A 14,911-nucleotide genomic window follows, 5' to 3' on the forward strand; every position below is an offset into this window, starting at 1 on the left:
TTAATTTTTTAATTTATTAGTGAATTTTTTTCTAAAATCTCTTTCATTCATACCTTGGAATTTCACCGCTTTTTTAATCATTAGCTGATAAGTCAACTGCTCTGCCATAAAAGCTTTATCTTCGGCTGTCCAAGTCGAATCAGGAGCGGTTGCTTGTGCAAGTAATGTTTGAAACTCTTTAAATAAAGGAGAGTTCGTGTACATCTGAACTTCCGTCGCATCCTCAAATTTAATTTTCAGTTCATACACTGATTTCTGATGTTCATTAAGCGATGCTTGCATCTTTTCTCGTTCCGCTTTCATAGCATTTTCTTCAGCTTCACGAGCCAAGCGTTCAGCTTCTTGTCTCTGAGCATTCTCGCGTTCTTGCTGTTGTTGTTCACGACGTTCAGTCATGATTTTTTCACGATCAAGAAACACCTTGGGAGCATGTTCTAAACTCCAAGACGCTAACAAACTATTTTCTTCACTAGGATTAATTTCCACTATCGCCCACCCCAAAGGTAGCGTACTGTGGTTCCCTGTTCTACCTTTGTCACTGGCCAACCATATTGAAGTCGTATGATCTAATTTTTCGAATGTATTTTTACCTGTTTTAACCTCAATCTGACGCATGCTTTTATCACTGTAGGTCTTAGACTCTGCCCCCGTGTTGCGACCCAATCGGATTAACATCATTTCAGCATTATCGAATGCCTGGTTTAAATTCTTGAGTAAACTTTTTACGGATTTCAACCAATTTTGATCAATATAAGATTGATTGACTAAAAATTTATATTCTTCGTCAAAACAACGACGATAATAGACATTGCACATCCTCACCATTTCGTTAAAGGAACGTTTTTGTGAAGGATGAGATTGCTTTTTAGGATGATCATAATGCACCACTTCACCCGAAAAAGCACGGTATTGCCCTGATTCGATACACTCACGGCGAATAGGGATACCTGCAGGCATATCTGCTTTAGAGTCTTTTTTACTGCGGTTAACGATATATTGGACTTTTGTTTGTGCATTCATCGAGGTGGCATTAAAATCAGCTGGTTTTAATAACACACCTATTCCCTCTCCAAAATCACCCAGATAATGTTTTTTGAGTGCTTGATCCTGAACTTGCGGATCGTTTATTTTTTTTACCCCGTCTTTTTTAGACAAGTAATCTAGGATCGCCGTCATCCACGCACCTTTGAAACCACTAGCGGGTATAAAAGGCAGATGTGACATCGGATGATAACTAGTGCGTTCAATTTGTAATTGATTATAAATATTATCTTCAACCCCAGGATTCACCTCTTTGCCAATCTTTTTCTCAAAGTCATCTTTCACAGCTCGAGAAACCAAAGTGAGATAATTTGCCTGTTTTTTTGCCTTATCTTTTATCGTATAAAAAAAGCGTTGAATCGAAGCAATTGAGGGATTGGCACTATTAACAAGATCTAACAATTCATTCCGCTTTATTTCTGGTAACTTTATATGACTCGGATCGAAGCCATATAGCACGTTTTCATCATAATCAAGCACATAATTAATGGGCTCGAAATCTTCACCATTTCCCATATGAATCGGTGAAATCGGTGTGATATAAAACTGATAGTGTTTAAAAAAACTGATTGGATTCATCTATCCCACCTTTTATGAATGAATGGTTAAACACACTGGCAATACAGGTGCATAGCCTTGATGGACGGTTTCACGATGTTCCCAAGAAACCGACGTTAAACCTTGACCTATAAATGATCGTTGCGAGTAAGATTTAGGCGTTAACAAAGCTGCTGTTTTCACCAGAATAATAGGCTTTTTGAATGTTTTCCCTGTCAACGCTAGATCTTGACCATGACGACCGAAACGCGTGACGATTTGGTAGTAAGAATGCAAAACATCACAATCATCCGTCTGCGGTGCACTATTTGACAAGGTTAACCAAGCATTAGCATGAGGAATCGAATCAAAGCTAAAGGATTCAATCGTAAAATCAAACTTACCCATGCCGATACTGGCATCCTTGCCATAGCCTGTTTGTCCAATGTCTTTCAACACTTGTTCAAAATCTGAACGACTAAAACGAGTTTCGTCTAATAGAACGTATAAATCTTGTTTCAGTCCCGTAGGATAGCAAATTTGTTCAACCACATAGGAAGCCGCAAAAGCATCCTGCCCTGCTTTATTGGTGGCACGGTTTACCGTGTTATGCATTTGCTCAACAGTAACTTGGTAAGGTGTATCGGACCCTAATACATTTAATACCACCTCACGATCGTTAAGAGCTAGTTGTTGCCAAGATGATAGCGGCTGAGTCAGATGTGTTAAGGCAATCCAACGTTTCTTTTTCAACGCTTTACGATCTTCGTTTCCTTGAGTCGCCCACAACTTTGACGGTAAGGTAGGAAGCGGTAAATAACCTGATGGAAACGCATCCGATACCACCATAAAAGGATTTTTTTCAGCATATCCTTTAAGCAAAGATTGCAAACAATCCTCACCATACCGATTAACGATACCCCAGCAAAGTTGCCCAAATAAGGTATCGCCAACCAAAGGTGTGGCAAACGCACTTTTGGCCTCTAAAGTTATCCGATAAAGATTCATCATGCGTGCTCCTTTTGGATTATTTTGCAAAAGGCTGAATCTTATCCAGATCGCGTGGCTGTCCGTCTATTTCTAGTTTTTCAAATTTCACTTTACCGTATCCTCGAGAACCCGAGCCACCGACACTATCCATTTCCAAAAGTTTTAAACCTTTTAGCACCAAGTTCAACAACGCTTCTTTATCATCACCTGCAAACTGTTTCATCATGAGTTTGAACTCAAATTCTGCACCTGCGGGAATACGTTCCATAAAACGTGGGTGTTCTGCCGTTGAAGTGATACGGTTAATGGTGTTTTCACTTTTAACTTCGGTTAGCAATAAATTACTTTCGCGAACATCCGCTTCCCATTCTTTGCTTAAATGAGCATCCCAGAACGATAAGCGACCTACGCCTAATTCCTTAACCAACTGGTCTTTACCTACATCCGCACTGGTACCAAATAAACGGAGAATCATCTTAACCGCTTGAGGATCTTGGGCGTTTTTTACATCGTTTAATGACAAGGGCTTCTCACGCACTTCCCCACTTAACCATTCTAATAAGGTACGCATTTTCCCTTTCAAACTTGAACCAGGAATGTAGGGAGATTGGGTAATCGGGTGTTTGATAATGGCGTTATCTACCCCACCAATGTGCATTTCCCCATCGCCAGCACCAATATGCAAGCCTGTTTGTAATACTAACTTCGCTTTAATTTCAACGATTTTTTCTAACTTCATCTTTTCCATCATAATCCTCTACTGTTAAATTCACTTTTTTCTCTCTAATGCCTTGGCATACCCCATCATCGCTTCCATAAAGAGTTTGGCATCTCTTAACGATTCTGCTGAGTCGGCCTGATCAATGCATCGATTAAAGACATTACAAAAATTATCATCTACGTATTTTCGACCTTTTGCATAAGCCACCTTAGCTTTTAGCATTTTGATAAACGGCTCTAACTCCTTAAATTTCTCTTCACGATGATGACGATCTAAATACACTTTTTCGTACCACATCACCAATTCATCGTAGAATTTTCGGATCTGTGTATTTTTGTTCTTTTCCCCTGAATATTCTGTAATATATTTCGCAGCCTCTTCTGCAATATCAGAAAAAATGCCAGGTTCTTTATTTTTAAAATTAATTTTTGTAATATTCATACAAAACTCCTATGAGCGGTACTTATAAAAATAATTAAACAAAGGCAAGGCAAACCTTTCATCCCAAGTCGCAATGCCTTGCTCCCCAATGGTATGGCTAAGTCGAGACAAACACTCTTTTCGTTCGTGCTCATCCGAAATTTTATCGGTCACATATCGAGCCGTACGATAATAAAACTGACTACGCCACATAGAATCTTCAAGACGCACTTCATACTTCGCTTTACCATCTTTACCTTTTTTCTCGCTAAACTTCGAACGAGCTGCTTTTTGCGCCAAGGCAATCAAAGAATACAAATAAGAAGTCGAAAGATGATATTTATCTTTTAATTCAGCGATCTCATGTTCAAATTCCATGAGTTTGCCCCAATCTCCCCATTTCACAGACTGCTTAAATAAGGTGACAGATGCTTTTCCTTCCTGTGCCTTAGAATACTCCAGTGCGTCTTCCGCCATTTGTCCTAAATGCGTAACAGGCAAGCCAATTTTCGTCATCACCATGCCTGCTGAAAAATGAATCTCAGAGTTGAGAGCCACGTAATCAGCGAATTTCTGTGACATCTCGTATGCCAAACGTTGTGTTGCATACCAAGGACCAATTAAAAAGAAGTCATCGCCACCTGCAAATACCGTGTAAGTATGGCGGAACGCTTGTTTACAATAAACTGGCAACCACAAACTAAAGAACAGGTTCATTTGTCGCGATAAGCTCGCCATTTTCGTAAACGTTAAGGATCTAATTCCCTTTTGGAAAATCATACCGAGATTATCCACATCCCCTTTTAACGTGCCCAATGCAACCTGTCCCACGTATTCTCCGTCTGCATCTTTTAAAATGCGATCTTCGCAAGCAATATAATCAAAGGTTTTGATGTCGCCAATACGAGCAACATGTTCTTTCACTACGTAATGTTCTTGAGATGCAGGATCCTTTTCGTGCGTGGGAATAAAAGCATTGATATAACGTGTTGCATACCCTTGCCAGACTGGTGCAGACAAGGTATCTGGAATCGCAAAACTCCAAGCACGGTACAAATGATGATTCTTAACGTATTGACCAAATTTTCCCGTGTCTTCTTGACCTTTTGTGAAAACCACTCGATACCCAAAGATAGGCAAAGTCAATATGTCTGTCTCATACGTTTCACGCAGGTTTTCAGCAGCTTCATCCAGAATCAAAAGGCGATCTTTTTTCGTTAAATGTTCACCAATCTTAATCTGATCACTTGAAATGACCGACAGTCCAGATTCATCCTTAGCAGGCAAAAAGTGATTTAAACGACATACGCCATGAGGATAAGAAACAGGTAACACGCTATCGGTACTGTTCGTCATATCCAAACGTTGATATTTAGAGACTTCTAAGGTTTCAAACAAAGATTTCACTAAATCAGAAAAATGAGCTTGAGAAAAATCATTAGCACTAGCTTCCTGATACGCAAGGCCCAATCCCACCATACCGAAAGCATGTTTGATAAACCAAGCATTCAGTTCCTTTTGGACATGTTCAATGCTTGCTTTGATGTCGGGCGTATTAGGTGCCACAATCAAAAACTTACCCGCTGCATTTAAGACTTGGCTCGTTGGCGGTAAATCACACGCTTGGAGTAATTTCAAAGCTGCTAATTCAGAGAACAAAGAAACCTGAAACGAGCGACCTCTTAATAATTTTGCAGATTGTTTATTCGTCTCCCTACCAGCTGAGAAAATAAAATCTTGAATGCCGTAAAAATCGCCCTGTACTAATAAAAACGGTTGTTCTTGGTTAGACAACGTGTCCCAATCTAGTTCATTATTCTTCTCGTAGCATCGCCATAATGCTGTCGCCATCGCAGCCGTCAGCTTGGCTTCATCATATAAAGATACTTGGGGATCGGTGGACATTGATGGCACCGCCCACAAATAAGACTGGCATAAACTTTCAAAATGATCGAGCCATAAATCCCAAGTGTCTGAATGAGCGGCGGGGATCTTGGAAAGCCCTTTCAAAAATCCATCGATTAAAGCCTCGTATTCGCGTTTTGAGGCGTTTTCATCGCATTGGGGGGGGTAGAGGCTTTTGGGAAAATACTATCAGCAGATAGCGGTTTTAAGAGATAGGAATAGGTTTGAGATGAGGGATTGGAGGCCGTTAAACGAATCGATTCAAATAAAGGAGCCAATCGTTTTTGGTAATCGTATTCTGAAGAAGAAGGTTCTTTATCTAGGCCCAAAACAATGCGGTGAGCCAATGAAATTATCTTTTTTAATAAGACATCTTCTTGCCATAAGTCGCTTTCATGTTTAAGATGAGGCAAATGCTCTCTTATTTTCTGAGACGGTATCACTGGAGAAATGATATCGACTAAGGCTCGAAAGGCAACTTTTGAAGAAGAACTTAATCGTTCTTTGTTCATATTTTCGCTCTCTTTGTTTCATTTATACCTAAACATATACTACACGATTTTTTTGGTTTTTGCACAAAATACAAATTTGTTAATAGTCATATAAAACATTTAAGGCAACACGTTCTAAAACACTTTCTGTCCTTGATAGTTACCTTAACGATGAATCATGACATGAGATGTCAAAATTAAATAAAAAAGGGGCTATCGTCGATGAACAGAGCGTATCAATAAACCTTATATGTAGAAAAAGGAAGTCGTTTAGATGAACGTTATATTTGTGATGTTTGCTAAAGAAATTTAGGGCTAATCCTGAAGATGTTGGGGAGACTGATTTTTTTTTGGAAAATGCTTGCATCATTATATAATGGCATAAATTAAACAGTTACGATGATTACTCATGAGAAAAATACGTCAAGCGTTAGGACGAATTCGCCGTTCAATTGGAAAATTTCTTTTAGATAAGAAAGTTAGTCCTTATACCTCTTCTACCCCCCCCCAACTGAAAACCATTAAGAAAATCGTATTCTTACGCCAAGATGGCAAGATTGGCGACTATATCGTTAGTTCCTTTGTTTTTAGAGAGATCAAAAAGCAATCCCCCGATACGCATATTACAGTGGTGGCCACACGTGCTTTGGCAGATCTGTTAGAAGCGAATCCTTATATTGATGAAATTTATTATGTCAAACGTCGTCATATTTGGGATTTATTAAAGTGCGGATGGTATCTTTCTCGTCAGCAGATTGATGCGGTGATTGATTTAACGCACGTCATTAATAATCGAGGCTTGTGTTTGCTTCGTCTCATCAAAGCTAAAGTGTATGTGGGCTCTCGAAAATCCCATTATAAAATTTTTGATATCAGTATTGATGAAGCCTGTCACTTTTCTGAGTTATACATCAAAGCAGTAGAATCCTTGGGGTTCAAAGTAGTTGACCGTCATTATGACATTCCTGCTCATGCACAATCTGCACAAAATGTTCAAAATTTTCTAAAAGTACATTCATATCAGTCTTATACGGCGATTAATTTTTATGGTTCTTCACGTCACCGAAAGTTTGGTGACAAAAAGATTAGAGAACTATTGGCTTATTTATCTCAAGTAATTCCCAATGTAAAGATTTGCTTGCTCAGTAGTCCAGCGATGAATGAACATTTAACCACTATTGCTCAATCGTTTGAACAAACTTTTGTGTACCCCACCCAATCTATTTATGATTCGATTGAATTAATTCGTAATGCTCGCTTACTCATATCTGTTGATACGGCAACGGTGCATATTGCTTGTGGATTGAATAAACCAATTATCGCGTTCTACAACCATGATGACGTGAATTTTAAAAGTTGGCATCCTAATTGTCCCGATAATGCTCACGTGATTCGATATGTGGATAACGTCGATGAAATACAGCCTGAACAAATACAAAAAGAATGGCTGGTTTCTTGAGTTTGCAGGCACGTAACGGCAAGAATATCCGTAAGAGTATTATATGAAAACGGCTGTTTTTTTTAAGTTTGCAGACATCGTAACGGTATTTAAATGTTCGATTAAATCAGTTCACTGACTTGTGTAAGATAAGGTATTCTTTACCCTTAACCTTATATGACAATGTTATTAAGCGAACAGCCTTGGATAGCTCAAAATAGTGTGTTTCAGTGGACGACGGTGACATTTTTATTATCTAAAACTTTATAAAAATCGCTCCCAAGATAGTGTCATCTATTGGGAGCGAAAATATTTAAAGATAAGGTATTTCCTATACTTTCAACATCTGTTTTTTCAAATCAAGTACTTTTTCTACAATCGTTTCAGTAGATACTTTTTCAGTTTCAGAGCCTTGACGAATGGTTAACTCCACCAGGTTATCGTTTAGGTTCTTATCACCAATGGTGATACGTAGCGGCACACCAATTAACTCCCATTCAGCAAACATCACGCCTGGTCGGGTATCACGATCATCTAAAATGACATCAACTCCTGCTGCTTGAAGTTCTTGGTAAAGTGAATGTGCAACTGTTTTGACTGACTCACTGCGATTTAGACCAATAGGACAGATCACCACTTCAAAAGGAGCAATATTCATTGGCCACACAATTCCTTTTTCATCATGGCATTGTTCAATAGCAGCAGCCGCGATACGGCTGACACCAATACCGTAACAGCCCATTTGGAAAGGAGTTGCTTTGCCTTCCTCATTTAAGAAAGTGGCATTCATTTTTTTAGAATATGTATCCCCTAAGAAGAAGACATGACCGACCTCAATCCCACGCATAATGGCTAATTTTCCTTTGCCATTAGGAGCAGTATCTCCCTCTACAACGTTACGCAAGTCTAGTACTAACTCGGGTTCAGGTAAGTCTCTTCCCCAGTTCACGCCAGTATAATGGTATTGACTATCATTAGCACCGCAGCAGAAGTCGCTCATATGTGCAACGGTTAAATCTGCAACGACATGAACCGATTTTTTCGTTTGGATCGGACCTAAGTAACCAGGTTCTGAACCAAAATATTCAAGAATCTCAGCTTCAGTGGCTAATCTAAATCCTTGAGTAAAAGCAGGAATCTTGCTGGCTTTGATTTCATTAATCTCATGATCGCCACGAACTAATAACAAGTAAATATCCACCTGCTCATCGGAATCCACGGCGAATACAACAGACTTCACCGTTTTTTCTAGACTGATCCCAAGCTGTTGGGCAACTAGCTCACATTTGGGTGCATTAGGGGTAGAAACCTTTTCTAATGGCGCCGTTGCTGTGGCACGTTCGGCGATCAAACAAGGTGCAGGTGCCAGTTCAATATTTGCCGCAAAGCTCGTATCTTCAGGATCATAAACGATCAAGTCTTCTCCTGCTTTAGCAATTACTTGGAACTCATGGCTTAATGAACCACCAATCGCTCCCGTATCCGCTTGAACAGGACGAAACTCTAAACCCAGACGATTAAAAATACGCACATAAGCATCATACATATTTTGATAACTGGCTTTGGCATCTTCCGCTGTTTTATCAAATGAATAAGCATCTTTCATAATAAATTCGCGACCACGCATCAAACCAAAGCGAGGACGTCTTTCATCGCGGAATTTTGTTTGGATATGATAAAAGTTAATGGATAGCTGTCGCCAGCTTTTGATCTCATTACGTGCAATATCTGTAATGACTTCTTCTGAAGTAGGTTGTAACGCAAAATCACGACCATGACGATCTTTGAGTCGCAGTAATTCATCGCCCATCTTTTCCCAACGACCCGTTTCAGACCAAAGCTCAGCAGGTTGAACCATCGGCATGAGTAGTTCAATCGCCCCTGCACGATTCATTTCTTCACGAATAACACCTTCAATTTTTTTTAATACCCTATAACCCATCGGCATGTAAGTGTAAATACCACCTGCTAATTTGTTAATCATACCAGCACGAGTCATATATTGATGACTGACTAACTCGGCCTCTGCTGGAGACTCTTTTAAAGTATTAATATGGAATTTTGTTGCTAACATCTGTCTCAACCTAAAGTATAATTAAGGATTAATATATTGTATATAAAAATAGATTTTTGAGGTAGGCTAAATGCTAGATCGTGAAGGCTACCGCCCAAATGTTGGTATTATTTTGTTAAATAACGACAATCAGGTGTTTTGGGGGAAACGTATTCGTGGCCCATCGTGGCAGTTTCCTCAGGGTGGTATCAAATATGGAGAACGTCCAGAACAGGCGATGTATCGTGAATTGTACGAGGAAATTGGACTCAGACCGAAACATGTAAAGATTTTAGGACGCACTAAAAATTGGCTACGCTACAACGTACCAGATGAATACATTAGTGCTGATGCGAGAGGACATTACAAAGGACAAAAACAGATTTGGTTCTTACTACGATTTACAGGAAGTGATACGGACATTAATTTGCGTTCCACTAAACACCCTGAATTTGATGCTTGGCGTTGGCATAACTACAACGTTCCTTTGGACGTGGTGATTTCGTTCAAAAGAGAAGTATATACGTTGGCGTTGCAAGAATTGGAAAATTTGATCTATAAAACCAATCGCTTAATTTATCCTCGTCGTAGTTGGAAAGGTCCAAAACGTCAGCACTCACACCTACGTCGTCGAAATCATACGTGAGGAATTGACGTAGGAGTATATATTTGAGTGACATATAACTCAGTTGGCAATCGTTATTATTGCCAGCATTTGTTCTTAAAAAATTAGGATTTTTTTTGGAAAAGACAGTTTTTTTGTCAATAGATGTATTTTTTTATATAATGAAAACCCCTATGAACGCCTGTCCATGCGGTTTTGGTGGACAGGTAGAATAGACTCCCTGATTGCAAAGGGATTCGGATACTTTACCGAAAGGCAAGGCGAAGAATAGAGTAGAATAGACTCCCTGATTGCAAAGGGATTCGGATACCCGTTGTTTAAACTTCTTAACCCGTTCTTCAGAATAGACTCCCTGATTGCAAAGGGATTCGGATACAAATCATAGGTATGATAAAAGAACCATAATAGAATAGACTCCCTGATTGCAAAGGGATTCGGATACCATGTTACAAATTATTAAACTTGTCTTCTAAGAATAGACTCCCTGATTGCAAAGGGATTCGGATACTGAACCAACACTCACCTCAATAAACTCATAAGAATAGACTCCCTGATTGCAAAGGGATTCGGATACAATACCCATCTTTCTAATTGATGGTCTCTTAGAATAGACTCCCTGATTGCAAAGGGATTCGGATACTCATAGGCATAATAAGGTTCGAGCTTGCGAAGAATAGACTCCCTGATTGCAAAGGGATTCGGATACCGGTAAGTTTACAAAAGTTTCCCCCCTTCAGAATAGACTCCCTGATTGCAAAGGGATTCGGATACAACAAGCTCAAAGAAATGCATTTTGATTTCAGAATAGACTCCCTGATTGCAAAGGGATTCGGATACAGAAGATATTTGTTTATACAAATTGATAGAAGAATAGACTCCCTGATTGCAAAGGGATTCGGATACTAATCTGTATTTGTGACAAGCACAATTTCTAGAATAGACTCCCTGATTGCAAAGGGATTCGGATACTTCTTTTTTTAGCTCTAGCCAGCCCTTCCCAGAATAGACTCCCTGATTGCAAAGGGATTCGGATACATTTAGCGTTGCCTGCTTCTAGAGACTCAAAGAATAGACTCCCTGATTGCAAAGGGATTCGGATACCATATCGTCTTATGCCTGTACTTTTTTCTAAGAATAGACTCCCTGATTGCAAAGGGATTCGGATACGAACCGATAAAGAACTTATAGAAACATACGAGAATAGACTCCCTGATTGCAAAGGGATTCGGATACAGGTGGGTTATCTTAGTCGTCCAAGAATTGAGAATAGACTCCCTGATTGCAAAGGGATTCGGATACACAAATGTTATCTATATGAACCGATAAAGAAGAATAGACTCCCTGATTGCAAAGGGATTCGGATACAGCATTTGGTGTAATACGATAGCGAGTACCAGAATAGACTCCCTGATTGCAAAGGGATTCGGATACCATAAGGCTTGCCGATAATACAATAATCTTAGAATAGACTCCCTGATTGCAAAGGGATTCGGATACCTGAGTAACTATATACTCTGTTGCCCCAAAAGAATAGACTCCCTGATTGCAAAGGGATTCGGATACAATCGTAGGTAAGATATGGCGGAGCTTGCGAGAATAGACTCCCTGATTGCAAAGGGATTCGGATACCAATTTTCATATCCTCCCAGTCTATATCTGAGAATAGACTCCCTGATTGCAAAGGGATTCGGATACTATAGCTTGGATTCTTCGGAGTTTAGGGATAGAATAGACTCCCTGATTGCAAAGGGATTCGGATACCCAATATATTAGCGATAGATTCTGACGCATAGAATAGACTCCCTGCCTCAAAGGGATTTGAATACGTCTGCTACCAATATTACTGGCACATTAACACCCCGCCCCCACCCTGAAAAACCACAAATTTGCATTTCAAACCATTAGGTTTTGGTCAGGTTTAGAATACATTTCATACGTTGAACATAATTAACCGTTTTTAAGTTTTTCAGGAGACAAAAATGCTATTGCAGCTAATTTTTACAATATTTATATCTCCGATTTTTGAAATTATGATTTATGGGCTTCCTCATATTATTCTAGTGTTAATATTGCATTGTTTATTTAAACGGAGTAACTGATGAAAATCGAGCAAAAAGCGGTGGATGGCAAAGATGGAATTAGTCTTCATCTGACTTGGAAAGAGTTGACAGTGGGTGCGGTAGCAACGGTTTCATATGCGATATTTCCCAAGTTAACAACGGTGGTTTTGGGTGCTGCAGCGGTTTATTATGTGGCCGATAAAACGGGAATCTTGGGGAACAAAAAGCCTTGAGAAGCGATAAAAAACGTTTGAATGACACATGGTAACAATCATTTTCATAACATTTTCATAATCATTTCATAACATGCTCCTATATTTAAGATACCTGATAAAAAGGGTATCTTTTTTTTTACTCAAAAACGACATTCTATGTCATCACAATTCGTTAAGATATGTTTGTTAGGGCGGATCAAAGCACCAACTATTTATGGTAGTTTTTTGATTGTCTTAACGTATCATTGTTCTGGTATGATGTTTTTGAAAAGGACTTAATTATGAAAATTGAACAGCAAAACGTGGAAGGTAAAGCAGGTGTTAGCGTTCATCTTACTTGGAAAGAGTTAACGTTAGGAGGGGTAGCAGCCGTCTCTTATGCACTATTTCCCAAATTAACAACGGTAATTTTAGGTGCTTCAGCCGCTTATTATGTAGCGGACAAAGCAGGTATCCTTGAAGATCTTGAAGATAAACAGCAGTCTGATATTATCGAACAATAGTTTTTATCACTACCTCCCTCTATTAGGTACCTTGGCATCAAGGTATCTTTTTTTATGCTTATTCATAAATAAGATTTAATCTATCGCCACTGTCTTTAAGCAATCGTCCTCACTTCACTCTCCACCCGCTAAAACGCTTACGATCCAGCCAGCACACCACTCTTTCTAAAAAAACATTTCCATCGCCCACCACCAAAAATCCTTACATCCTCTTCAAACGTCACCCTCCTAACAATGGCACACGCTCGCCATCCTCATCAACGTTTCACACGCTCACCCTCCATCCTCATCAACGCTTCACACCTACCCCTTATTTCCTGCTTAATCAGCTTTTTTGAAACATTTAGTAAACAAAAAACCATCCAAGATTGATTTTTAGGTTAATATAACCCTTTATTTTAAAAAATGAAAACGATTAATATGTTTACTTTTCCCATTCGTGTATATTATGAAGACACTGATGCAGGTCGTGTCGTCTTTTATGCCAATTATCTAAAATTCTTTGAAAGAGCAAGAACCGAATGGTTACGTCATTTAGGCATTCATCAATCCGATCTGATGGAAAAAGACCAATGCATGTTCGTGGTGGTGGACACTCAAGTAAAATACAAGCGTCCTGCCAAACTAGATGATCAAATATTCATTCTCAGCACCATTGAGAAACTGACGGCCAGTTCAGTCGTATTTGCTCAAAAAGCTTATCGAGGTGAAACCTTATTGGTTGAAAGCCTTATTAGAATTTGTGCTGTTCACAGCGAAACTTTTCGTCCGATCAGCATTCCAACTCACATAAGAAATCTTTTTGAATCTGCACAGGAATCCTAATATGCAAGGACTGTCTATTATTGATATTTTTTCACATGCTAGTTTAGTGTCTTTAATCGTACTAGCGGTTTTATTCATTATTTCGTTCTTTTCATGGGCGTTTATTTTTGGCAAATGGTTTGAGTTAAGCCGTGCCAAGTCTCAAATTAAACGTTTCAAAACAAAGTTCTGGAAAACAGATAATTTGAACGCTTTAAAAGACGAAGTGTTTGAGCAATACAAATCTTCAGGTCCATTGGGCCGTGTCTTTTTCAGTGGCATCGAAGAGTTTATTAAAAGTCATCAAGCTCATATTGCCTCACCGGCAGACAGTGCCAATCGTGCCATGAAAGCGACTATTCAAGCTGAAATCGATCGAATGGAATCGCGTCTTAACTATTTAGCAACCACTGGTTCAGTAAGCCCTTACATTGGCTTGCTTGGAACGGTATGGGGTGTGATGGCTGCGTTCATGGGGCTTTCTGGTGATGTTCAAAACAGTATTGCTGCTGTCGCCCCAGGTATTGCTGAAGCACTTATTGCAACCGCAGTCGGTCTATTTGCAGCGATTCCTGCCGTGATTGCTTATAACAGCTTTGCCAATCGCATCGACAAAATAGCTAATGAAATGGACTCTTTTGTCGATGAATTATTGAATATTTTGCAGCGTCAGGTTAAATAATGGCAAGAAGAAAAACCACCTCTCGCTTAAAAAGTGAGATGAATGTTGTTCCGTACATCGATGTCATGTTGGTGCTTTTGGTGATTTTTATGGTGACCGCCCCGCTTTTAGTAGCAGGAAACATCAAACTCCCTTCCATGGGACAAGCTGGCACGATTCCTAGCCAACCTATTGAGATTCAGGTGGCTCAAAATGGTTCTTTATCCATTCGACTTAGGGAAGCAGGACAAGACTTCATCCGCACTAATAAAGAGGATTTATTGGCCCAAGTACGTGAACTACACCAACATAACAACCCTATTGTTATTTCAGGTGACGGACGGGTCGCCTATGAAGAAGTTATCGCGTTGATGGATATGTTAAGAAAAGCGGGATATACCAATCTCGGCCTTTTGGTCAACCAAAAAGATCACGCCAATCATTAAT

General features: G+C 39.4%; 14 protein-coding genes and 1 CRISPR repeat array. Of the genes, 7 read left to right on the top strand and 7 right to left on the bottom strand.

What is annotated here, in order from left to right:
- From IX83_RS05480 to IX83_RS08600, 6 genes are read right to left on the bottom strand one after another with little or no spacing between them, the layout of a single operon-like run.
- Complete coding sequence (locus IX83_RS05480) at nt 1-1,620, bottom strand: hypothetical protein (protein ID WP_038500045.1); 1,620 nt, start codon at nt 1,618-1,620, stop codon at nt 1-3.
- A 12-nt stretch (nt 1,621-1,632) separates the two neighbouring features.
- Nucleotides 1,633-2,589 carry a type III-A CRISPR-associated RAMP protein Csm4 gene (gene csm4 / locus IX83_RS05485; RefSeq protein ID WP_201770234.1) on the bottom strand — a complete coding sequence of 319 codons (957 nt, stop codon included), beginning with the start codon at nt 2,587-2,589 and terminating at the stop codon, nt 1,633-1,635.
- A gap of 16 nt (nt 2,590-2,605) precedes the next feature.
- Nucleotides 2,606-3,319, bottom strand: a complete 714-nt coding sequence (gene csm3, locus IX83_RS05490) for a type III-A CRISPR-associated RAMP protein Csm3 (RefSeq protein ID WP_201770235.1) — start codon at nt 3,317-3,319, stop codon at nt 2,606-2,608.
- 18 nt (nt 3,320-3,337) lie between these two features.
- A complete protein-coding gene (gene csm2 / locus IX83_RS05495; RefSeq protein WP_038500048.1) occupies nt 3,338-3,730 on the bottom strand; it encodes a type III-A CRISPR-associated protein Csm2 in 393 nt (130 codons plus the stop codon).
- Between the two features lie 9 nt (nt 3,731-3,739).
- Nucleotides 3,740-5,731, bottom strand: a complete 1,992-nt coding sequence (gene cas10, locus IX83_RS05500; RefSeq protein ID WP_236620633.1) for a type III-A CRISPR-associated protein Cas10/Csm1 — start codon at nt 5,729-5,731, stop codon at nt 3,740-3,742.
- A complete protein-coding gene (locus IX83_RS08600; protein ID WP_051919362.1) occupies nt 5,731-6,126 on the bottom strand; it encodes a hypothetical protein in 396 nt (131 codons plus the stop codon). Before IX83_RS08600 ends, cas10 begins: the two co-directional genes overlap by 1 nt.
- A gap of 388 nt (nt 6,127-6,514) precedes the next feature.
- Here IX83_RS08600 and IX83_RS05505 point away from each other — a divergent pair, with 388 nt between their 5' ends.
- Entirely contained in the window at nt 6,515-7,564 is a 1,050-nt protein-coding gene (locus IX83_RS05505; protein WP_038500051.1) for a glycosyltransferase family 9 protein, read from the top strand.
- Nucleotides 7,565-7,874: 310 nt separating this feature from the next.
- Here the strand turns inward: IX83_RS05505 and IX83_RS05510 are convergent, their stop codons facing one another.
- A complete protein-coding gene (locus IX83_RS05510) occupies nt 7,875-9,617 on the bottom strand; it encodes a proline--tRNA ligase (protein ID WP_038500054.1) in 1,743 nt (580 codons plus the stop codon).
- A gap of 70 nt (nt 9,618-9,687) precedes the next feature.
- Here IX83_RS05510 and IX83_RS05515 point away from each other — a divergent pair, with 70 nt between their 5' ends.
- The 6 genes from IX83_RS05515 to IX83_RS05540 all read left to right on the top strand — a co-directional run bounded on the left by IX83_RS05515 (nt 9,688) and on the right by IX83_RS05540 (nt 14,910).
- The gene (locus IX83_RS05515; protein WP_038500057.1) at nt 9,688-10,242 is read left to right on the top strand and encodes an RNA pyrophosphohydrolase; all 555 of its coding nucleotides are present in this window, start codon (nt 9,688-9,690) and stop codon (nt 10,240-10,242) included.
- Between the two features lie 187 nt (nt 10,243-10,429).
- Nucleotides 10,430-11,982: a CRISPR direct-repeat array (repeat unit 36 nt; unit sequence AGAATAGACTCCCTGATTGCAAAGGGATTCGGATAC).
- A 337-nt stretch (nt 11,983-12,319) separates the two neighbouring features.
- The gene (locus tag IX83_RS05520) at nt 12,320-12,514 is read left to right on the top strand and encodes a hypothetical protein (protein WP_038500060.1); all 195 of its coding nucleotides are present in this window, start codon (nt 12,320-12,322) and stop codon (nt 12,512-12,514) included.
- 263 nt (nt 12,515-12,777) lie between these two features.
- Nucleotides 12,778-12,999, top strand: coding sequence for a hypothetical protein (locus IX83_RS05525; protein ID WP_038500063.1), 222 nt, complete (start codon nt 12,778-12,780; stop codon nt 12,997-12,999).
- A 420-nt stretch (nt 13,000-13,419) separates the two neighbouring features.
- Complete coding sequence (gene ybgC / locus IX83_RS05530; protein ID WP_077315892.1) at nt 13,420-13,824, top strand: tol-pal system-associated acyl-CoA thioesterase; 405 nt, start codon at nt 13,420-13,422, stop codon at nt 13,822-13,824.
- A gap of 1 nt (nt 13,825) precedes the next feature.
- On the top strand, nt 13,826-14,485 hold the full coding sequence (gene tolQ, locus IX83_RS05535; protein WP_038500069.1) for a protein TolQ: 660 nt from the start codon (nt 13,826-13,828) through the stop codon (nt 14,483-14,485).
- Nucleotides 14,485-14,910, top strand: a complete 426-nt coding sequence (locus IX83_RS05540) for an ExbD/TolR family protein (protein ID WP_038500072.1) — start codon at nt 14,485-14,487, stop codon at nt 14,908-14,910. The genes tolQ and IX83_RS05540 overlap by 1 nt, the downstream gene beginning before the upstream one ends.
- Nucleotide 14,911 lies beyond the last annotated feature (1 nt).

The organism is Basilea psittacipulmonis DSM 24701 (genome assembly GCF_000743945.1).
Lineage (GTDB): Bacteria > Pseudomonadota > Gammaproteobacteria > Burkholderiales > Burkholderiaceae_B > Basilea > Basilea psittacipulmonis.